General features: G+C 64.7%; 17 protein-coding genes and 1 tRNA gene. 13 read left to right on the top strand and 5 right to left on the bottom strand.

Features of this window, described 5'->3' with window-relative positions:
* The 5 genes from AC5STB_RS00515 to AC5STB_RS00535 all read left to right on the top strand — a co-directional run bounded on the left by AC5STB_RS00515 (position 1) and on the right by AC5STB_RS00535 (position 4,512).
* Positions 1-768, top strand: coding sequence for a thiazole synthase (locus AC5STB_RS00515; RefSeq protein WP_495441023.1), 768 nt, complete (start codon positions 1-3; stop codon positions 766-768).
* Positions 768-1,373 (top strand): thiamine phosphate synthase, encoded by a 606-nt coding sequence (locus tag AC5STB_RS00520; protein ID WP_495441024.1) that lies wholly within the window; start codon positions 768-770, stop codon positions 1,371-1,373. Before AC5STB_RS00515 ends, AC5STB_RS00520 begins: the two co-directional genes overlap by 1 nt.
* The gene (locus AC5STB_RS00525) at positions 1,370-2,338 is read left to right on the top strand and encodes a ThiF family adenylyltransferase (protein WP_495441025.1); all 969 of its coding nucleotides are present in this window, start codon (positions 1,370-1,372) and stop codon (positions 2,336-2,338) included. Before AC5STB_RS00520 ends, AC5STB_RS00525 begins: the two co-directional genes overlap by 4 nt.
* Positions 2,335-3,039: a bifunctional hydroxymethylpyrimidine kinase/phosphomethylpyrimidine kinase gene (gene thiD, locus AC5STB_RS00530; protein WP_495441026.1), complete on the top strand. Its 705-nt coding sequence runs from the start codon at positions 2,335-2,337 to the stop codon at positions 3,037-3,039. Before AC5STB_RS00525 ends, thiD begins: the two co-directional genes overlap by 4 nt.
* A 114-nt stretch (positions 3,040-3,153) precedes the next feature.
* Positions 3,154-4,512 carry an amidase gene (locus AC5STB_RS00535; protein ID WP_495441027.1) on the top strand — a complete coding sequence of 453 codons (1,359 nt, stop codon included), beginning with the start codon at positions 3,154-3,156 and terminating at the stop codon, positions 4,510-4,512.
* 6 nt (positions 4,513-4,518) lie between these two features.
* On the opposite strand, the gene AC5STB_RS00540 is transcribed toward AC5STB_RS00535, so the two are convergent.
* On the bottom strand, positions 4,519-5,508 hold the full coding sequence (locus AC5STB_RS00540; protein WP_495441028.1) for a GT-B fold glycosyltransferase domain-containing protein: 990 nt from the start codon (positions 5,506-5,508) through the stop codon (positions 4,519-4,521).
* Between the two features lie 166 nt (positions 5,509-5,674).
* Between AC5STB_RS00540 and AC5STB_RS00545 the strand changes: the two genes are divergently transcribed.
* The 3 genes from AC5STB_RS00545 (at position 5,675) to AC5STB_RS00555 (ending at position 8,065) form a co-directional block, all read left to right on the top strand.
* Entirely contained in the window at positions 5,675-6,145 is a 471-nt protein-coding gene (locus AC5STB_RS00545) for a hypothetical protein (RefSeq protein WP_495441029.1), read from the top strand.
* 211 nt (positions 6,146-6,356) lie between these two features.
* Positions 6,357-6,432: transfer RNA gene (locus AC5STB_RS00550), tRNA-Thr, on the top strand.
* Between the two features lie 340 nt (positions 6,433-6,772).
* Positions 6,773-8,065: an O-acetylhomoserine aminocarboxypropyltransferase/cysteine synthase family protein gene (locus AC5STB_RS00555; RefSeq protein WP_495441030.1), complete on the top strand. Its 1,293-nt coding sequence runs from the start codon at positions 6,773-6,775 to the stop codon at positions 8,063-8,065.
* A 53-nt stretch (positions 8,066-8,118) separates the two neighbouring features.
* Here AC5STB_RS00555 and AC5STB_RS00560 read toward each other — a convergent pair whose 3' ends face one another.
* On the bottom strand, positions 8,119-8,850 hold the full coding sequence (locus AC5STB_RS00560; protein WP_495441031.1) for an SIMPL domain-containing protein: 732 nt from the start codon (positions 8,848-8,850) through the stop codon (positions 8,119-8,121).
* A 176-nt stretch (positions 8,851-9,026) separates the two neighbouring features.
* Between AC5STB_RS00560 and AC5STB_RS00565 the strand changes: the two genes are divergently transcribed.
* Entirely contained in the window at positions 9,027-11,615 is a 2,589-nt protein-coding gene (locus AC5STB_RS00565; protein ID WP_495441032.1) for a hypothetical protein, read from the top strand.
* Between the two features lie 248 nt (positions 11,616-11,863).
* Here AC5STB_RS00565 and hppD read toward each other — a convergent pair whose 3' ends face one another.
* Complete coding sequence (gene hppD / locus AC5STB_RS00570; protein WP_495441033.1) at positions 11,864-12,964, bottom strand: 4-hydroxyphenylpyruvate dioxygenase; 1,101 nt, start codon at positions 12,962-12,964, stop codon at positions 11,864-11,866.
* A 151-nt stretch (positions 12,965-13,115) separates the two neighbouring features.
* On the opposite strand from hppD, the gene AC5STB_RS00575 reads away from it, so the two are divergent.
* The 3 genes from AC5STB_RS00575 to AC5STB_RS00585 all read left to right on the top strand — a co-directional run bounded on the left by AC5STB_RS00575 (position 13,116) and on the right by AC5STB_RS00585 (position 16,842).
* Positions 13,116-13,571 (top strand): Lrp/AsnC family transcriptional regulator, encoded by a 456-nt coding sequence (locus AC5STB_RS00575; protein ID WP_495441034.1) that lies wholly within the window; start codon positions 13,116-13,118, stop codon positions 13,569-13,571.
* Positions 13,572-13,638: 67 nt separating this feature from the next.
* Complete coding sequence (locus tag AC5STB_RS00580) at positions 13,639-14,859, top strand: PAS domain-containing protein (RefSeq protein WP_495441035.1); 1,221 nt, start codon at positions 13,639-13,641, stop codon at positions 14,857-14,859.
* A 90-nt stretch (positions 14,860-14,949) separates the two neighbouring features.
* On the top strand, positions 14,950-16,842 hold the full coding sequence (locus tag AC5STB_RS00585) for a cation:proton antiporter domain-containing protein (RefSeq protein WP_495441036.1): 1,893 nt from the start codon (positions 14,950-14,952) through the stop codon (positions 16,840-16,842).
* 58 nt (positions 16,843-16,900) lie between these two features.
* Here AC5STB_RS00585 and cobT read toward each other — a convergent pair whose 3' ends face one another.
* The gene (gene cobT / locus AC5STB_RS00590; RefSeq protein WP_495441037.1) at positions 16,901-17,917 is read right to left on the bottom strand and encodes a nicotinate-nucleotide--dimethylbenzimidazole phosphoribosyltransferase; all 1,017 of its coding nucleotides are present in this window, start codon (positions 17,915-17,917) and stop codon (positions 16,901-16,903) included.
* 100 nt (positions 17,918-18,017) lie between these two features.
* Between cobT and cobS the strand changes: the two genes are divergently transcribed.
* Positions 18,018-18,776, top strand: a complete 759-nt coding sequence (gene cobS / locus AC5STB_RS00595; RefSeq protein WP_495441038.1) for an adenosylcobinamide-GDP ribazoletransferase — start codon at positions 18,018-18,020, stop codon at positions 18,774-18,776.
* Between the two features lie 67 nt (positions 18,777-18,843).
* On the opposite strand, the gene AC5STB_RS00600 is transcribed toward cobS, so the two are convergent.
* On the bottom strand, positions 18,844-19,353 hold the full coding sequence (locus AC5STB_RS00600; protein WP_222480951.1) for a CarD family transcriptional regulator: 510 nt from the start codon (positions 19,351-19,353) through the stop codon (positions 18,844-18,846).
* Positions 19,354-19,647: the final 294 nt, after the last annotated feature.

Here is a 19,647-nt window from a genome sequence, read left to right on the forward strand (position 1 = left end):
ATGCAGATCTACGGAACCGAAATCACCTCGCGCCTGCTGCTGGGCACTGCGCAATACCCTTCGCCCGCTGTTCTGGCAGAGGCGGTGAAATCCAGCGGCACGGAGATTATCACCGTCAGCTTGCGCCGGGAGACCGCCGATGGCTCCGGTGCAGGCTTCTGGGACAGTTTGCGGGAAACCGGCTGCCGCATTCTGCCCAACACGGCCGGCTGTCATTCGGTGCAGGAGGCGGTGACAACGGCGCATATGGCACGGGAGCTGTTTGGCACACCCTGGATCAAGCTGGAGGTGATCGGTCATTCCGACACGCTGCAGCCGGATGTGTTCGGTCTGGTGGAGGCGGCGCGCATCTTATGCGCTGAGGGGTTCCAGGTGTTCCCCTATACCACCGATGATCTGGTGGCGGGCGAGAGGCTGTTGGACGCAGGCTGCGAAGTGCTGATGCCCTGGGGCGCACCGATCGGCTCTGGCCAGGGATTGCGCAATCCGGATGCCTTGCGCGCGATGCGGGCGCATTTTCCGGGGGTGCCGCTGATTGTTGATGCCGGGATCGGACGGCCCTCGGATGCGGTGCAGGCTATGGAGCTGGGCATGGACGCAGTGCTGCTGAACACTGCGGTCGCCAAGGCCGGCGATCCTGCCGGGATGGCCCGCGCGATGGCTTTGGCGGTTGAGACAGGCCGCGCAGGGTTCGCGGCTGACCCGATGGAGCGGCGCGATATGGCGGTGCCCTCGACCCCTGTCCTTGGCCTGGCGGAGTTCGCGTGATGGAGCGTTTCTATCTGATTACGGGCCATGTCGGTCGGCTGGAGCTGCTGGTGCCGCACGGGGTCAAACTGGTGCAGCTTCGTATCAAGGATCAGCCAGAGACTGAGGTGCGCCGTCAGATCGCCCGGGCCCGGGATTTCTGCGCAGTGCATGATGCGCAGCTGGTGGTCAATGACTATTGGCAGGCGGCGCTGGACCTGAACTGCAGCTTTGTGCATCTGGGGCAGGAGGACATGGACACCGCCGATTTTGCCGCGCTGCGCCGCAAAGGGGTGCGTTTCGGTCTGTCGACCCATGACGAGGCGGAGCTGGACCGTGCCCTGTCCCTTGGGCCGGAGTATGTGGCGCTGGGGCCGGTCTATCCGACGCTCTTGAAAAAGATGAAATGGGGGCCGCAGGGGCTGGAGCGGGTGACGCGCTGGAAACAGATGGCAGGCGATGTGCCGCTGGTTGCCATTGGCGGGCTGACGCCGGAGCGGCTGCCGGGGGTGTTTGCCGCAGGCGCCGACAGCGCGGCAGTGGTGACAGACATCCAAATTGCCGAAGATCCTGAGGCCCGCACCCGCGAATGGGTGCAGGCCTGCCGGATCCGGGAAGAGGAATGAGCCGCTATGCGCGCCAGATGATCCTGCCGGAGGTGGGTGCCGAGGGCCAGGCGCGGCTGGCCCGTGCCCATGTGCTGGTGGTCGGCGCCGGGGGGCTTGGCTGTCCTGTGCTGCAATACCTGGGCGGTGCCGGGGTTGGACGGATCACGGTCATGGATGGCGACGCTGTGGAGGAGAGCAACCTGCACCGGCAGGTGCTTTATTCCATGGCGGACCTTGGCTTACCCAAAGCAGAAGCGGCCCGGCAGCGCCTGCTGGCGGTCAATCCGGGTTTGGAGGTGACGGCGCAGGTGCAGCGCCTTGATGCCGCCAATGCCGCCGCACGTATCGCGGGTGCGGATCTGGTGGTGGATGCGGCGGACAGTTTTGCAGTGTCCTATGTCCTCTCTGATGAATGCCGGCGGCAGGGCAAGGAGCTGATTTCTGCCTCTGCACTGGGACAGTCGGGATATGCCGGCGGTTTTTGCGGCGGCGGGCCGTCGCTGCGGGCAGTGTTCCCGGACTTGCCCGCGCAGGCAGCGACCTGTGCAACTGCGGGGGTGATGGGCCCGGTGGTGGGCATGATCGGGGCCTTGCAGGCGCAACTGGCACTGAAGGCGCTACTGGGGCATCAGCCGTCCCCGCGGGGGCAGCTGCTTGTTTTCCGGATGGGCGAATTGCAGGTGAGCTCCTTCCGCTTTGACGAAGCGGAGGAGCCGGAAGAGGCCCTGCCCTTTATCGCCGCTTGCCACATCACCGCCCAGGACACGGTGATCGAGTTGCGGGATGCGGCCGAGGCGCCGCGGCTGCCAGTGCCGCAGGCCCGGCGGATCACGCGGGCGGAGCTGACAGCGGCGGAGCTGCCGCGTAACGGGCGGATCGTGCTGTGCTGCCGCAGCGGGCTGCGCGCCTGGGGCGCGGCGCAGGATCTTCAGCAGGCGGGATACAGCGATCTGGCCCTGCTTGCCGCCGGAGACAGCACATGACGGTGATCCTGGCCATTGGCGGCACCGACAGCAGCGGCGGTGCCGGGCTGACGCGGGATACAGCGATGGCAGCAGAGCTGGGCGTCACGGTCCGGCCGGTGGTGACAGCCGTCACTGTGCAGACCGATGAGGCGGTTCTGAGCATCCACCCCTGCCGGCCGCAGGCTGTGGCAGACCAGATGTCCGCCGCCCTGGCAACGCAGCCGGCACCGGCGGCTGTGAAGATTGGCATGCTGGGCTGTGCCGCCGCGGCAAGCACGGTTGCGGCAGCCCTGCCAGAGGGTCTGCCCATCGTGCTGGACCCGGTGCTGAAGGCAAGTTCCGGCGGCACGCTGATGGAAGCGGACGGGTTTGGTGCCCTGCTGCGCCACGCGGCGCTGGTCACGCCGAACACGGCGGAACTGGAAACGCTTTCCGGCACTGGCGGCACTATAGAGGCGCAGGCCGAAGCATTGCTGGCCCAGGGCGTGCAGGCGGTACTGGTCAAGGGCGGCCATGCTGCCGGCAGCACGAGCACCGACCTGCTGTTTGCAAGGGCCGGCTCTGCCACGCCCTTTACGGCGCTGCGGCTGCCCGTTTCAAAACGCGGCACGGGATGCAGCCTTGCCACCGCCATTGCCTGCCATTTGGCGCAGGGTGCTGATTTGGCCGCTGCCTGCGGCAAAGCCAAGCTCTGCGTCCACCGCTGGCTGCGCCGCTGAAGCAGCAAAGTCGCTGGCAGGCTGTTTGCAGGCCGGTTTCAGGACGGAGCAGCGCGGGCAAGCTCCCTAGGGTCGCGGCAACACCGCTACCGCCTGGACCGGGAGACCCGCCGCATGTCAGACATCATAGCGCTTAGCGCCGAAGCAATGGCCGCCAATCTGCGCGCACGGAAGCTAAGCGCGCGGGAGGTGCTGGCAGCCCATACAGCGCAGACCGAGGCACGGGAAAGTGCGGTCAACGCCTTTGTCACCCTGAACTGGGAGGCCGCAGAGATGCGGGCTGCGGAGCTGGATATGATGGCAGCGCGCGGCGAATTTGCCGGGCCGCTGCACGGGCTGCCGGTTGCCGTCAAGGACTGCTTCGAAACCAAAGGGTTGCGCACCACCTGGGGGTCAAAAAGCTTTGCAACCCATGTGCCGCAGTATGACGCGCTGCATGTGGCGCGGCTGCGGGCGGCGGGCGCAGTGATCACCGGCAAGACCAACACGCCGGAATTCACCCTGTCCGGCCAGACAGCCAGTCTGGTGTCCGGCACCACCCGCAACCCGCTGAACCCCCGGAAATCGGTGGCAGGCAGTTCCGGCGGCGCGGCGGCAGCGCTGGCGGCAGGCATGGCGGCTCTGGCCGATGGTTCTGACCTTGGCGGCAGCACCCGCACGCCTGCCGCCTGGTGCGGGGTTGCAGGGCTGCGCCCGACCTCCGGCCTGATCCCCTATGGCCCGAACCCGGCGCCCTTTGACGGGTTGTCGGTGCCGGGGCCGATGGCGCGGACGGTGCGGGACCTGGTGCTGATGCTGGAGGTGATGCAGGGCAATACGGCCTGCCAGCCGCTGGGGTTCTGGCAGATGCTGCCGCGGCTGGCAGATCTGGAAGAAGCCCCTGCCCGGCGCACTGGCCGGGTGGCGCTGTCGCTGTCCCCCTTTGGTGCCGTCGTGGAGCCATCGGTGCAGGCCGCAATTGCCCCGGCTGAACGGCTTTGCCAGGACTTGGGCTGGCAAGTGGCAGATGACGCGCCGCCCCTTGAGCCGCTGCTGGCGCATGGCGATATCATCCGCGGCCAGTGCGCGCTGCAGATCCGCGCGGCGCTGCAGCCGGACATGACTCTGGCAGGTGAAAGCTTCCGCACCGCCTGCGCCCAGGCCGAAGGACGCGGCCTGGCGGAGCTGATTGCCTATCAGACCACCCGCGCCCGGGTCTGGACGGACGTAACCGCCTTTTTCGAATGCTATGACTTCGCCCTCTGGCCCACCGCCACGGGTATGCCGTTTTCCGCGGACCTGCGCGACGGGGAGATTACTGAGGACTGGCGCACGGTGACGCTGACCCCGCCGATGGAGCTGCCCTCAATCTCGATCCCCTTTGGGCGTTCTGCGGATGGGATGCCGGCGGGGCTGCATATCACCGGGCCGAAGGGATCGGACGCGCGGCTGCTGCAATTTGCCCGCAGTATCGAGCGGGCACTCCGCGGCTGACCCGCTTCAGCGCATCCACAAGCCCTCGGACTTGATCCGGTTGCGGATGGCCTGCTCGCGCCGCGGCAGGTTTGCGCGGTCGAACAGCGCCCGAACTTTTTCGCCGCGGCCCTGGTACACCATGCGCTTTATCGGCTCGTAGCCTTTCAGCACCTTCTTGATTCGGTTGGGTGCGGCAATCTGGTGCAGCAGCTCCACCACGCGGTCGCTTTCGCGCGCATACAGCAGCGGGAACAGGCGGTAGTGGCAGCTGGTTTCGCCATCGAGACAGTCCGCCGCCAACGCATCGCGGCCGCCGCCAAAGGAGTGGATCACCAGCGGCAGCACAATCTGGTCCAACCAAGGGTCCAGGCTTTGCCCCACCAGTTCCGGCGGCGGGTCGTTCCGGACAGATTGCGCATAATCCAGAAACCGCGTGCCAAAGATCCGCGGGCAGGCGCCATAGAAAAAGCCTGCATTGAAGTAGAGGTAGCGTTTCCAGTATTCATCCGGCTGGCTGAGGTCGAGGCTGGACTGGAAATCCAGGCCGAAGCGGGAATACAGCGCCTGCCAGATCCCGGCATATCCCGGCCCGTACAGCGTCGGCTTGGGCCAGGTGCCCTCCACCCTGCGGGAGGCCGAGGGGCGGGAGAAATCAAACGGCACTTCGGTGAGTTCGCCGGTGATCAGAGTGTCGGTATCGAAGAACACAAACGGCTCGCCCTGCGGCATCATCTGCAGTGCTTCGATTTTGTTGCCATAGGGGTAAGCCGACCCGAACACGGCGTTTTCAAACGGCAGAATCTCTGCGCCCAGATCCGCAAGCGCCTGCAGCACGTCCTGATTGCGGATGCTCGGGTCCTTGTCCCACTGCGGCCCCGGCTGCGGCACGGCCACCAGCAGGCGGCCGGCAAACCCCGGGGAACACTGGCGCAGCGACGCGGCAAACAGCAACGCCTCATACTGCAGCCGGCCCGATTGGCCGACGATCATCACATTGAAGGGGGCATTTGCCATTGTTTTCCCCGTTTTCCGTCTCTGCCGGGCGGTTAGGACTGCCGTTAAGGGCGCAGCCAGATCTGCCTGTTATGATAGCTATAAGCCGACAGGAAGCCGCGCAACAGGACAATGGGACATTCGGGCAGCCCTGTGACGCAAAGGGCGCCGCAAGCGGAGACAGACTATGATAGATGTGATCGTGGCGATCATTGCAGCTTCGGCGCAGCCCGGAGCAGAGGGCGGCGCGCCGGACGCATCGGCGGCGCAAACCGCACTGGCCGCAGAACCGCAGGAGGCCGCCGACCGCTTCACCACCGCGCTGGAAGTGAAGCCGGTCCTGGCCGCCACCCACGCCAACTGGATCCATGTGCGCGAATTCGACGGCCAGGACCTGCTCTATGTCACCCACCTGTGGTCCTGGCGCTGCGGGCTGGCGCAGGTCAAACTCGGGGTAAACGGCCAGACGCCGGACCTTTGGCCGCTGCCGGACTGCCATCTGGACGAAGGCTTTCCCAACATGATCAAAGAAGAAGACGGCCTGCCGTACCGCGGCTATCCGCTGGGCTCAATCCAACAGGTTTCTGTCGAGGTCACCTATGACGATCTGAGCACCGAAATCCTGACCTTCGGGCGCAACGGCCAGCCGCTGCAATAACCGCGCGCCAGCCACCGGATCCGGCCCACGGCTGGCGGTCGAAAATTCCGGGCCCGCCGCCGCAAGGCCGCGCCGGCATTTCCAGGATCAGCCCCTGCGGGCGCCCTCCGAATGCGCGGCGCCCCTGCTTGGCCGGATCCTTGCTTTTTGCTGAAAAAGACCTCTTGCAGCGGCACCGCGAAGAATGGTAAGCGCGGTTTCACAGCTAAGTGCCCCTATAGCTCAGCTGGTAGAGCAACTGATTTGTAATCAGTAGGTCCGCGGTTCGAGTCCGTGTGGGGGCACCACTACTTCAGCTAACATATTGGTTTCGCTCAAGGTTCCAGCGCAAGAAACGCGCCGGAAATTCTGCTGGACCCCATCCAGGCAGCGCTGACGACCGTGGAAAATGCTCTCCGCCTCAGCTGCCTCTTGCCTAACAGGCCTCAAGAAGCCGAAGCCCGCCCGGCCACTGACTGTTTCAAAAGACTGCGCGGTTCCTGGCATTTGATGACCTGCCCGCGCCGGTGCCGCATCGCAGCCTGCACCGGGCCCGGGGCACTCTCTGCGGCATTGGCGCGATTGCCTTCTGCATTCAGCCATGCTGTGGTGCGCGCGAAACAGAAGAGCTTTCAGGGAGACCCACAGATGACCGACGCCCCGTCCTATGGCTTCGACACCTTGCAGATCCACGCCGGCGCCAAACCGGATCCGGCCACCGGCGCGCGGCAGACGCCGATCTATCAGAGCACCGCTTATGTCTTCCGCGATGCCGAACACGCGGCTGCGCTGTTCAACCTGCAGGAAGTCGGCTTCATCTATTCCCGCCTGACCAACCCCACCGTTGCCGTGCTGCAGGAGCGGCTGGCAACGCTGGAGGGCGGCGCCGGTGCGGTCTGCTGCTCCTCCGGCCATGCAGCGCAGATCATGGCGCTGTTCCCGCTGATGGGGCCGGGCTGCAACGTGGTCGCCTCAACCCGGCTGTACGGCGGCACGGTCACCCAGTTCAGCCAAACGATCAAGCGCTTTGGCTGGTCGGCGAAATTTGTCGACACTGATGATCTGGACGCGGTAAAGGCGGCTATCGACGAAAACACCCGCGCGGTGTTTTGCGAATCTGTGGCCAACCCTGGCGGTTATGTGACAGACATCCGCTCGCTGGCGGACATCACCGACAGCGCAGGTATCCCGCTGATTGTCGACAACACCTCTGCCACGCCCTACCTGTGCCGTCCGATTGAGCACGGCGCGACGCTGGTGGTGCATTCCACCACCAAATACCTGACCGGCAACGGCACCGTCACCGGCGGCTGCATCGTGGACAGCGGTAAGTTCGACTGGTCGGCGAACGAAAAATTTCCGTCCCTGTCGGCGCCGGAGCCGGCCTATCACGGGCTCAAGTTCCATGAGACTTTCGGCCCGCTGGCCTTTACCTTCCACGGGATTGCCATCGGCCTGCGCGACCTGGGCATGACAATGAACCCGCAGGCAGCGCATTACACGCTGATGGGGGTCGAGACCCTGTCCCTGCGGATGCAGCGCCATTGCGAAAACGCCCGCAAGGTCGCGGAGTGGCTCGAGAACGATGACCGGGTCGAATACGTGACCTATGCCGGGCTGCCATCCTCCCCCTATTACGAGCGCGCGCAGGCCTGCTATCCCAAAGGCACCGGCGGCCTGTTCACCTTTGCAGTCGAGGGCGGCTACGAAGCCTGCGTCAAGCTGGTGGATGCGCTGGAGATCTTCAGCCATGTGGCGAACCTGGGCGACACCCGGTCGCTGATCATCCACTCTGCGTCCACCACCCACCGTCAGCTGACCCCGGAACAGCAGGAAGCGGCAGGCGCCGGCCCGAATGTGGTGCGCGTGTCGATCGGGATTGAGGATGCGGACGACCTGATCCGCGACCTGGATCAGGCACTGGCCAAGGCCAGCAGCTGAGATACTGCCAAGCCAGAAAATGAAAGGCCGGGCGCCCTGCCCGGCCTTTTTTACTATTCGTCTTGCCCGTCGCCCGGCACGGCCATGTCGAACACCACCGAGACATTATGCGTGAACGTTAGTTCCCCTGCCTCGACCGGCATCGACTCCTGGCGCGCCATGTCCATCGCCATCATCGGCCGCGGCCCGCCGCCGTTGCCGTGTTCGGAGATCGAGCGCACCGGGCCCAGCTCCATGCCGGCCGCCTCCGCCAGCTGCTGCGCCTTGCGGATCGCATCCTTCACCGCCTCGCCGCGGATCCTATCGGTGATCTCCGAGGGTTCCTCGACGCCGAAGCTCAGCCCCTGAAACCGGTTGGCGCCGGCCGCCAGCACCTTATCCAGCACCGGTCCCAGCCCATCCAGATCGCGCACCCGTACCATCAGCGTATTGGACGCCTGGAAACCGGTGATCTCGCGCCGCCCGCCGCTGTCGTATGAGCGGTCCTGCGACCAGACCGGATGCATGGATATCTGCTGGGTCTGCATGTCCTCTGCGGCGATGCCCGCATCCTTAAGCCGGGCAATAACCGTGCCCATCGCCTCCGACACCGCGGCCATGGCGGCGGCGGCTTCCTCAGCCTCCTCCGTCACGCCCAGGGTGATGGTTGCAAGTTCAGGCGCCACCTGCAGGGTGCTTTCGCCACTGACGGTGATCTGCCGCGGGGCTGCTGCCTCGCTTGCTGCCAGTGCGCCCGCGCTCATCGACAGCATCAGTGCCGCTGCCAGAAGTTTCTTTGCATTCATCCTGAAAAGCTCCTTTGCGAATGCCTTTTACATGGGGACGGCAATCCGCCGACCGCAAGGCCGGCAGCCCGTCTTTTCCTTTAACTCGGCAGGTTCCTGCTTTAAGGTCCGCGGCAAAACTCCGGGCACGCCAGGCAGCCCCGGGCAGTATGGATTTGGATGGTTTGACCCAAAGCATGAAACCTGCTTTTGCTCTTTCGCTCTCCGCTGACGGGATTGCGCTGATCTACCGTGACAAGGACGGCTGGCGGAGCGTTGCCAGCACGCCGTTTGACACCGAGGATCTGCCCGCCGCACTGGCGGCAATGCGTGCTGATGCGCTGAAACTGGCGCCCGGCGGAATCCATACCAAGCTGATCCTGCCCAATGACCAGATCCGCTATCTGAGCGTTGAAACCGGCGATTTGCCTGCCGGCGGGCGGATTGAGGCGGCGCGGCAGGCGCTGGAAGGGGCCACGCCGTATTCGGTGGATGACCTGGCGTTTGACATCTGCGCCAATGGCGGCGTGACCCATGTGGCCGCAGTGGCGCTGGAAACGCTGGATGAGGCAGAAACCTTTGCGGTCGAACACGGGTTCGGCCCTGTCAGTTTTGTGGCCGCACCAGAGGACAACGGGTTTCAGGGCGAGCCTTTCTTTGGCACCACCCGCGCGATCCGCGGCACCGAGGTGGAACCGGACAATCAGGCAGTTGAGGTGATCGGCCCTGCGGCTCTGCCCGCACCCGACGCTGAGGCAGAGGCTGAGTTTGAAGCTGCCGTTGAGGCTGAGGCTGAGGCTGAGGCTGAGATTGAAGCTGCCGTTGAGGCTGAAAGTGAACCCGGCACCGAAGGCAAAGCAGCGTCAGTTGCAGTAAACCCGGCGCAAGAGGAACCTGCGCAGCCTGCGGCGGTGGCGCAATCTGCGCCTGAGAAGAGTGACAGAGACGTTGCCGCGGCTGCGGACCCGAAGCAGGACACCGGACCGGACAAGCCCAAGGATGCGGCACCTGCCAAACCGCCCGCTGCGCCGCCGTTAGTTCTGCCGCCCGCTGCCCAAGCGGCCGCCGCTCCGGCGCCCGGGGCTTCGGGAGACACCAGCCAGCCGCCTGCAGCACCCGAAGAAAAAAGCGAAACCGTACCGCCGGCCCCCGAATCTGGCAGCGCCGCCGCACAAGGGAAGGCTGCGGCAGCGCTGAAAACGGGGTTCCAGCCCGCGGACGCACCGCCACGGGTCAAACCGCTGGGTGCCCCAAGTGCAGACTTGGTGCAGGAGACGGCAGGGCCGCCCGCGCCGGCGCGAACGATCCCGCCAGCGCCTGCCGCCTTGCGTGCGCCTTCCCCGGCAGCTTCGGCCCTGCCGCCGGAGCCTGCTGCGGATCGCAAGAAAACCAGCGCTGGCAAACCACGCCGCCTCAGCCTCGCTCTGGCAGCCTTGCTGCTGATGTTGCTGGCCGCGGCCGCGGTCTGGGCCGTGTTCGGCGGAGATGGTTTCTTTGACACCCGCCCTGCGGACAACCGGAATCTGGCCCCTGCCCCGGCGCTCAGCACCGGCAGCGGCCAGGCCGGAGGAACCGCAGCAGCCCCTTCCCTTGGCTCTGGCGGCCAGCCGGAATCCATTGCGCCGCAGGTCAGTGTGCTGGCAGATCAGCCCGACCCGGGTTTGCAAGACCCAGGCGCAACCGCATTGCCGGAGGCTGAGGAGACCGGTGCGGCTCCCTCAGCTGAAGCGGAAGCAGCGGCCGACGGGGCGGATCTGCCGGAACGAGGCACCGGCAGCGCTTTTCTGGACTCAGAAGCGCTGCTGCCCGGTGCCGCTGAAAACGCGGAGCCGGAGCCGCTGGATGAATTGGCCCAGGCCGCACGCTATGCGGCCACCGGTGTCTGGACCGTGGCGCCGGAACTGGACGGTACCCCCGCAGCAGCGGGCCTTGATGAGCTGTACACCGCCTCAGTCGACAACACAGAGATCGCCGCTGACGCGGTGGCGCTGCCGCCCTCCGGATCCTTTGCCCGGGACGACGTTCCGGGCGCCATCGCCTCCCCCGCCGCCGCAGGGTCTGCGTTTGACCTGGACGCGCGCGGGCTGGTCAAGGCCACACCGGAAGGCGCGATAAATCCCGATGGCATCACGGTGTATCTCGGCCGCCCTAAGAAGGTACCACCGCCCGCGCCGGACCGCGGCGATCCGGCTGCCGAAGCGCTGGCGGAGGAAGTCGCCCGCAACCAGGTGCTGTCGCGCAAGCGTCCCAAAGCCCGGCCGGAAAACCTGGCGGAGCAGGTTGAGCGGGCCCAAAATGGCGGTCTGAGCCGTGCCGAACTGGCCAGCCTGCGCCCGCGCAAGCGCCCCGCAAGCCTGAAGCCAGCCGAAGAGGAAGCGCTGCCGGTCACCGCGCAGGCGATCGCGTCCTCAGTCGTGCCGCGCAGCCGGCCTGCCAATTTCGCCAATCTGGTCGACCGCGCCCGCCGCAACGCTCAGAACCAGGTGCAGACAGCAACAGCCGTGCCGGCCGCCGCAGCAGCCACGCCGCCGCGCATTCCGACCAGCGCATCGGTTGCCCGCCGCGCCACCGTCAACAAAGCCATCAACCTGCGCAAGCTGAACCTGATCGGGGTTTACGGCACCGCCGCAAATCGCCGCGCGCTGGTGCGGCTGCCCTCCGGCCGGTACAAGAAGGTGAAGGTCGGCGACCGTATTGACGGTGGCCGGGTGATTGCCATTGGCGAAAGCCAGCTGCAGTACCAGAAAGGCGGCCGCAACCGCACCCTGACGATGCCCAACGGCTAAGCCAACAAGTTCAGGCAGATATTCCGGCTAAAACGGCACTCGTTCTGCGGGCAGGTTTCCGCATCCTGTACCGGCCCGCCGGTACTCCGCTGCGGCCCGCCCTTTCAGCTTGCCTGTTACTCCCGATGCGGGGCTCCCTGCCCCTCTGTCCTGCGAGGCCCCCCCCTGTCCTGCGAGCCGGCCCAAAAAAGCCGGGCCCGCATCGCAGGCCCGGCATTACCCGGGTGTCTTCCGGTTTACTGTGGCGCTTATTCTGCAGCCTCAATCTCACCGTTTTCGATCTGCTCGCGCTCAATCGATTCAAACAGCGCTTTGAAGTTGCCTTCGCCGAAGCCGTCGTCGCCCTTGCGCTGGATGAACTCAAAGAAGATCGGCCCGATCACGGTTTTCGAGAAGATCTGCAGCAGGATACGGGTCTCGCCCCCGTCCACCACACCTTCGCCGTCGATCAGGATGCCGTGTTTCTTCATGCGGTCCAGCGGCTCGTCATGGCCGCGCACCCGCTCCTTGGACATGTCGTAGTAGGCGTTGTTCGGACCGGGCATGAACTTCAGGCCCTTGCCGGCAATCGCGTCGGTGCTGGCATAAATGTCTTCGGTGCCGACCGCGATGTGCTGGATGCCTTCGCCGTTGTATTTCTTCAGGTAGGAAACGATCTGGCCGGTCTCGCCGCGGTCCTCGTTGATCGGGATCCGGATGCGGCCGCAGGGCGAGGTCAGCGCGCGGCTGAACAGGCCGGTGAATTTGCCCTGGATGTCAAAGAACCGGATCTCCTTGAAGTTGAACAGCTCTTCGTAGAACTTGAACCACTTGTCCATGTTGCCCTTGTAGACGTTGTGGGTCAGGTGATCGAGGTAATAGAAACCGTCGCCGCGCGGCTTGGACTGTTTCAGCCACTCGAATTCCGTATTGTAGGGCGAGGTGTCATAATACTGATCGATAAAGTAGAGCAGCGAACCGCCAATGCCTTTGATCGCAGGCACATCCATGACTTTGCCCGGCCCTTCGTAAGCCTCAGCGCCTTTTGACACGGCGTGCTCAAACGCTTTTTGCGCATCAGCCACGCGCCAGCCCATGGCCGGGGCGCAGGGGCCGTGCTCGTCGACAAACTTAGCAGCAAAGCTCTCAGGGTCAGCGTTCAGGATGTAAGTGACATCGCCCTGCTGCCACAGCTCCACCAGCGGCTGGTCCTTGCGGTGGCCGACCAGTTCATAACCCATGCGGGCAAACAGCGCCCGCAGTTCTTCCGGCTCGGGGCTTGCGAACTCGACAAACTCAAAACCATCAGTGCCGGCGGGGTTTTCCGGGGTGATTTCGGATCTCGGGGCGTTATGCGGGAAAGGACCCATTGCGCGTCTCCTTCATGTCATGCGGGACAATGTGAATTCTTGCATCAAGAATACCGCATTCGCGATGCAGGTTTTCCGCGTTGTTTTGCAGCATACCCTTGAAATGCGCGCATGTTACGCGTCAAATACCATACACAAGAGGAAACTACGCATGCTGGACGCAACAGACACCAAATTACTCGCATCTCTGCAGAAGAACGCCCATCTGACAGCGCAGGAGCTGGGCGAGATTCTCAACCTGTCCCCCAGTCAGGCCGGACGGCGGCGGCAGCGGCTGGAGGCCGAGGGCCTTATCGAGGGCTACGCCGCCCGGCTGAACCCGGCCAAGCTTGGGCTGGCCGTGCAAGGGTTCATCCAGGTGCATCTGGGCAGCCACGGGCCTGAACAGTCCAAGGGATTTGCCCGCCTGGTGGCCAGCCAGCCGCAGATCACTTCTGCCTGGACCATGACCGGCGAGGCCGACTATCTGCTGCGGGTTTATTGCACCGACCTGCAGGCGCTGAACGCCTTGATCCACGACATTTTGCTGCCCCATCCCGGCGTTTCGCGGGTGCAGAGCCAGATCGTCATGGCACAATTAAAACGCGATGCGCCGCTGCCGACTTAACCAACTGAGAAGGAATTCGGCCTAAGGATGCGGTAACGACTGCTGTAATCTAAAGTGGAACTGTTCCGTGTCCTTTGTAGACCGCCGTGTTGAAACCCGCCCGACCAGCGGTGAGGCACCGTTTGGCCTCAACGAAGTGTTCTTTTCCAGAACCGACAGCCGCGGCGTCATCCAGGCGGGCAACTATGTGTTCCGCCGCGTCGGCGCTTACCCTTGGGAAGAGCTGATTGGCGCACCGCACAAGGTTATCCGCCATCCCGACATGCCCAAGGGCGTGTTTTCGCTGTTCTGGGAGACCATCCAGCGCGGCGAGTCAATGGGTGCCTATGTCAAGAACAAGGCCAAGGACGGCCTGTATTACTGGGTTTTCGCCGTTGTGGTGCCCTGCCAGGGCGGTTACCTGTCCGCCAGGATCAAGCCCAGCAGCAAGCTGTTTGACGAAGTGCGCGGGCTTTACGCCAAGATGCTGAAGCGCGAGAAGGAAGAGGGCGTCAATCCGGAAGACAGCGCCAGATATCTGCTCGATTGGCTAACCGGCCAGGGCTTTGAGGACTACCACCAGTTTGCCGCCCACGCGCTCAGCCAGGAGCTGATCGCACGCGATCAGGGGCTGGGTAGCCAGCCGCATGCCCGGATCCGGGAACTGAACAGCATGCTGCGGGACGCGGAAACCCTGGCGGAGGAAACCGAAGGCCTGATCACCGATTTTGATGCGATGCACACTATTCCGCATAACTTGCGGGTGCTGGCGTCGCGCATTGAACCGTCCGGTGGGCCAGTCACTGTCCTGTCGCAGAACTATGGCGCGATGTCGCGGCAGATGTCGGACTGGTTCGGTGCCCACGTAATGGGCGAGAACAGCAACTTTGCCAAAATCAAGTCCTCCGTGAATAGCAGCCTGTTTGTCGAAGGCATGGCACGCATCCTGATCGAATGCGACAACCAGCTGCAGGAAGAACGCCGCGATCTGGGCGAAGCGGACATGGAGGGGGAGCGCACGATTCTGAGCGATCTGGTGAAAGAGCAGGTCAAACGCTCCGAAGACGGCATGAAAGAGGTGGACAGCGAAGCCTCGCGCATCACTGCCGCATGCCAGATCATGCACCGGCACTTCCTCGGCCTCAGCTCCACCCGGGTGCTGCTCAAGATCGAAAGCGCACGGCTGACTGATTCCGGCGAAACCCTGGCGGACATCATCGACCAGCTGGGCGGCTTCCAGGAACGGATCTCGCGGCGGCTGGACCGGATCGGCAAACTCAGCGAAGAAATCAGAATGCTGGAGCAGTAAGCGCCCGGCAGGCGCCGTTTTGCACACAACTGTGCGGCGCGGACGGGAAAGCCATTGCCAAGCCCGGGGCAGGCTTGCGATACCTTTTCTATGGAAGAGTTTTTCTATCAGGCAACGGTTTATCTGGCCGCCGCCGTCATCGCGGTTCCGCTGGCGGCCCGGCTCGGTCTTGGCTCGGTGCTGGGCTATCTGGCGGCGGGCATTGCCATCGGGCCGGTGCTGGGGCTGACCGGCACCGAAACCGAGGATCTGCGCCATTTTGCCGAGTTCGGCGTGGTCATGATGCTGTTTCTGATCGGCCTGGAACTGGAGCCGCGGGCGCTTTGGGCGATGCGGGACAAGCTGATCGGCCTGGGCGGCATGCAGGTTACGGCCTCGACGGTTGTCCTGATGGGCGCCGCCATGGCCGCAGGAGAGCCCTGGCATGTCAGCCTCGCGGTCGGCCTGGCGCTGTCGCTCTCCTCTACCGCGATTGTTCTGCAGACGCTTTCGGAAAAGGGGCTGATGCGCACGGGCGGCGGCCGCGCCGCCTTCTCGGTGCTGCTGACGCAGGATATTGCAGTGATTCCGATCCTGGCGTTCCTGCCTCTTCTCGGCAGCTACGCGATCCCCCAGTTTTCCACCGACGGCTCCATCAGCCGCGAGGGCGCGGGCGGCCATGGCGGCGGCCATGGCTCCTTGTCGCTGGTTGAGGGGCTGCCGGGCTGGGCGGTGGCGCTGGTCACCTTGGCTGCCATCGCCTTTATTGTCCTGGCAGGCATCTACCTGACCCGGCCGCTTTTCCGCTTTATCCACGCCTCAAACCTGCGTGAAATGTACACCGCCCTGGCGCTGATGATCGTGGTCGGGATTTCATTCGTGATGACCCTGGTCGGCCTGTCGCCTGCGCTTGGCGCCTTCTTGGCAGGCGTGGTGCTGGCCAACTCGGAATTCCGGCATGAGATGGAAAGCGACCTCAACCCCTTCAAAGGGCTGCTTTTGGGCTTGTTTTTCATCACCGTGGGCGCTGGTATCGACTACCGGCTGTTTCTGGCCGAGCCGGGCGACCTGATCGGCCTGGCGCTTCTGGTCATCGTGGCCAAGGGTGCAGTGCTGTTTGCTGTCGGCCACGCCTTTGGCCTGCGCCGCCGCCGGCTGTGGCTGTTCACCCTAAGCCTGGCCCAGGCCGGGGAATTCGGCTTTGTGCTGCTGGCCTTCTCCACCCAGCTCAACGTCCTGCCGGAAGCACTGTCGGAGAAACTGCTGCTGGTGATTGCGCTGTCGATGCTGATCACCCCGCTCCTGTTTATCGCCTACGACCTTTTGTCCAAACGCATGGGCGAACCGCTGCAGGCGCCTGAGCCGGATGAGATCGACGAGGAAGGCCCGGTGATTATCGCAGGCATTGGCCGGTTCGGGCAGATCGTCAACCGTCTGGTGCAGGCCAGCGGCTTCAAAACCGTGGTGCTGGATCACGACATGGAGGCGGTGCAGCTGATGCGGCGTTTCGGGGTCAAGAGCTTCCTCGGCGACCCCACCCGTCCGGAGCTGCTGAAAGCGGCGGGCATCGCCAAGGCCAAGGTCTTTGTGGTGGCGCTGGATGACCCGGAGGGCGTGGTCAAGATGGTGTCCTATGTGCGCCGGGCCTATCCCGACCTGCACATCATCGCCCGCGCCAAGGACCGCAATCACGTCTATGAGCTGTACCAGGCCGGCGCCGACGACATCGTGCGGGAGCTGTTCGACAGCTCTGTCCGCGCTGGCCGCTATGTGCTGGAGAACGTCGGCCTCAGCGAATATGAGGCCGCGCAGGCGGCGCAGACCTTCTATGCCCATGACCGCCAGAACCTGCGCGACCTGGCACAGCATTGGATGCCCGGCGTGCCCGCCAGCCAGAATCCCGCCTATATCGAACGCGCGCAGGAACTGGAGAAGGCAATCGAAAGCGCAATCTTCGAAATGGCTGAGCGCAAGCGCAAAAAATCAGCTGAAGCTGCTGAATGAGGAAAGCCCCGGCACTGGCCGGGGCTTTGTTTTGGTGCGCAGGGCTGGCGCGGCTGTGTCAGCCGCCGGCCACCCCCGCTTCTGCAAAGGTTGCCATGCCGCTGTGGCAGGCAATGGCGCCTTTCAGCACCTGTATCGCCAGCGCCGCGCCGGAGGCCTCGCCCAGCCGCAGGCCGAGCGACAAAAGCGGCTCTTTGCCCAGTTTAGCCAGCAAGGCTGCATGCGCGCCCTCAGCGCTCTGATGGCCTGCCACCGCGTGGTCCAGCGCCCCGTCGGAAGTCTGCAGCAGGCAGGCGGCCGCAGCGCAGCAGATGAAACCGTCCAGGATCACCGGGATGCGCAGCACACGGGCCGCGGCAATGGCGCCCGCCATGGCGGCAATCTCGCGCCCGCCCAGACAGGCCAGCGCGTCCAGCCCGTCGCGGATTGCGCTCCGGTGCAGGGCAACGCCCTCGGCGACGACGCGGGTTTTATTGGCCAGGCCCGCATCATCCACGCCGGTGCCGCGGCCGGTCCAGTCCGCCGCCTCGCCGCCGAACAGCGCACAGGCCAGCGCCGCTGCCGGGGTGGTATTGCCGATACCCATTTCCCCGACCACCAGCAGGTCCGCGCTCGGATCTACAGCGTCCCAGCCCGCCCTCAGCGCCGCCAGCAGCTCGCCCCCGCTCATTGCCGCGCCTTTGGTGAAGTCGGCCGCCGGCCGGTCCAGTTCCAGCGCATGAACATCCATGCGGGCACCCGCCAGCTTGGCAAGCTGGTTGATTGCAGCACCGCCATGCTCAAAATTGATCACCATCTGCGCTGTGACCTCTGGCGGGAATGCCGACACGCCCTGCGCGGTCACGCCATGGTTGCCGGCAAAGACAATCACCTGCGGCGCGGCGATTTCCGGCCGCGCACTGCCGCGCCAGCCGCCGTACCACACTGCCAGGTCCTCCAGCCGCCCCAGCGCGCCCGGCGGCTTGGTCAGCTGCCCGTTGCGCTCAGCAGCGCCATTCAGCGCCGTCTGATCCTGCGTGGGGGCACCAGCCAGTGCGGCGCGGAAATCATCAAGGGAAGAAAGCTGTGGCAGCATGTGAAAGCCTCGTTGCATCTGAGCGGGTGACACGGATAAAGCGGTTTCACCCTGTTTACCTGCTGGCACCCCCGCCGCAAGCACTGCAATAGGCCCGTGAATGCGAAAAAACGACATCCAGGCAAAAGACATCCTGCTGGCGCTGGTGCTGCTGACCCGGCTGCCGCTGCCGCATCTGCCGCCGCAGGCCTTTCAGCGCCAGTCCCGGGCGGTCTGGGCCTTTCCGCTGGCCGGGCTCGCGGTTGCGCTGCCCGCGGCACTGCTGGCCGCGCTGGCGCTGGCGGCGGGCCTGCCCGCCATGGTGGCCGCCGGTCTGGCGCTGGCAGTGCAGGTGATGCTGACCGGCGCAATGCACGAAGACGGGCTGGCCGATACCGCCGACGGGCTGTGGGGCGGTTTCAGCCGCCAGCGGCGGCTGGAGATCATGAAAGACAGCCGCATCGGCGCCTACGGGGTGATTGCGCTGATCCTGGGGCTGGGCCTGCGCTGGAGCGCCCTGTCCGCGCTGTTTGCAACCGCCGGCGTCTGGCCGCTGCTGGCGCTGGCGATGATGAGCCGGGCCGTGATGCCCGCGCTGATGGCGGCACTGCCCAATGCGCGGGCGGCGGGGCTGTCCCAAACCGTAGGCCGCCCCCCTGCCCTGTCCTGCCTGCTGGCAGCCGGGCTGGCAATCGTGCTGTCGCTGCCGCTGGCGGGCGGTGCAGTAATTGGCGCAGCCCTGGCGATGGCCGCCGCCGCCCTGGGTCTGGGCGCCCTGGCCAAGGCCAAGATCGGCGGCCAGACCGGTGATATTCTAGGGGCGTCGCAGCAGGCGGCTGAGATTGCCGGCCTCCTTGCGCTTCTCGCCATCTGCGGCTGAGCCGGGCAAGCCAGGAAAAAGGCCGCGCCCCTTCAGGCACGGCCCGCAAGTCATTTGGTCTGGAAGATCAGGCAGCGCGGGAGGTCAGAACCTCATCCACCTGCTTGGCCGCGGCGATCTCATCATTGCCGGAGACGGCGGCCACTTCACGGGTCAGGCGCTCCAGAGCGGCTTCGTACAGCTGGCGCTCAGAGTAGCTTTGCTCGCGCTGGTCATCGGTGCGGTGCAGGTCGCGCACGACCTCAGCAATCGAGATCAGGTCGCCGGAGTTGATCTTCTGCTCATACTCCTGAGCCCGGCGGGACCACATGGCGCGCTTCACCTTGGCCTTGCCCTTGAGGGTCTTCATCGCCTGGTCGATCACGTCCGGCGAGCTCAGCGAACGCATGCCCACTTCGGTTGCCTTGTTGGTCGGCACCCGCAGGGTCATCTTGTCCTTCTCGAAGGTGATCACGAAAAGCTCCAGCGCAAAGCCAGCGACTTCCTGCTCCTCGATCGAGATGATCTGACCAACGCCATGCGCCGGGTAGACCACGTAATCATTGGGGCGGAATTCGAGCTTCTTCGACTTGGTCATACAGGTTTTTCCTCACTCACAGCCGGGCAGAACCGGCACTGGGGCGGACAAAACACCCGGACCCGGTCAGTTTGCATTGACCAGCTCCAGGACATTTTTTCCGCAGAAATACCGCCCAATCACGCGCACCTCCAGAGGCGGGCGCCGGGGGCGGACTCCGATTGTTATGTCATTTACACGCTAAGCATATCATAAAAAAGGGCCGCCCGAAAGGCGGCCTGCTGGCAAGCGGGGGTAAATTCCCCGTGCGATGCGGCGGATTTCCGCAGAAATGCGGCATCGCTCCATTCGGCA

The sequence above is a fragment of the Leisingera sp. CC-HEC093 genome, assembly GCF_059429195.1.

Coding starts and splice junctions, on each gene's coding strand:
- AC5STB_RS00515 (WP_495441023.1), top strand. CDS start 1: ATGCAGATCTACGGAACCGAAATCACCTCGCGCCTGCTGCTGGGCACT.
- AC5STB_RS00520 (WP_495441024.1), top strand. CDS start 768: ATGGAGCGTTTCTATCTGATTACGGGCCATGTCGGTCGGCTGGAGCTG.
- AC5STB_RS00525 (WP_495441025.1), top strand. CDS start 1,370: ATGAGCCGCTATGCGCGCCAGATGATCCTGCCGGAGGTGGGTGCCGAG.
- thiD (WP_495441026.1), top strand. CDS start 2,335: ATGACGGTGATCCTGGCCATTGGCGGCACCGACAGCAGCGGCGGTGCC.
- AC5STB_RS00535 (WP_495441027.1), top strand. CDS start 3,154: ATGTCAGACATCATAGCGCTTAGCGCCGAAGCAATGGCCGCCAATCTG.
- AC5STB_RS00540 (WP_495441028.1), bottom strand. CDS start 5,508: ATGGCAAATGCCCCCTTCAATGTGATGATCGTCGGCCAATCGGGCCGG.
- AC5STB_RS00545 (WP_495441029.1), top strand. CDS start 5,675: ATGATAGATGTGATCGTGGCGATCATTGCAGCTTCGGCGCAGCCCGGA.
- AC5STB_RS00555 (WP_495441030.1), top strand. CDS start 6,773: ATGACCGACGCCCCGTCCTATGGCTTCGACACCTTGCAGATCCACGCC.
- AC5STB_RS00560 (WP_495441031.1), bottom strand. CDS start 8,850: ATGAATGCAAAGAAACTTCTGGCAGCGGCACTGATGCTGTCGATGAGC.
- AC5STB_RS00565 (WP_495441032.1), top strand. CDS start 9,027: ATGAAACCTGCTTTTGCTCTTTCGCTCTCCGCTGACGGGATTGCGCTG.
- hppD (WP_495441033.1), bottom strand. CDS start 12,964: ATGGGTCCTTTCCCGCATAACGCCCCGAGATCCGAAATCACCCCGGAA.
- AC5STB_RS00575 (WP_495441034.1), top strand. CDS start 13,116: ATGCTGGACGCAACAGACACCAAATTACTCGCATCTCTGCAGAAGAAC.
- AC5STB_RS00585 (WP_495441036.1), top strand. CDS start 14,950: ATGGAAGAGTTTTTCTATCAGGCAACGGTTTATCTGGCCGCCGCCGTC.
- cobT (WP_495441037.1), bottom strand. CDS start 17,917: ATGCTGCCACAGCTTTCTTCCCTTGATGATTTCCGCGCCGCACTGGCT.
- cobS (WP_495441038.1), top strand. CDS start 18,018: ATGCGAAAAAACGACATCCAGGCAAAAGACATCCTGCTGGCGCTGGTG.
- AC5STB_RS00600 (WP_222480951.1), bottom strand. CDS start 19,353: ATGACCAAGTCGAAGAAGCTCGAATTCCGCCCCAATGATTACGTGGTC.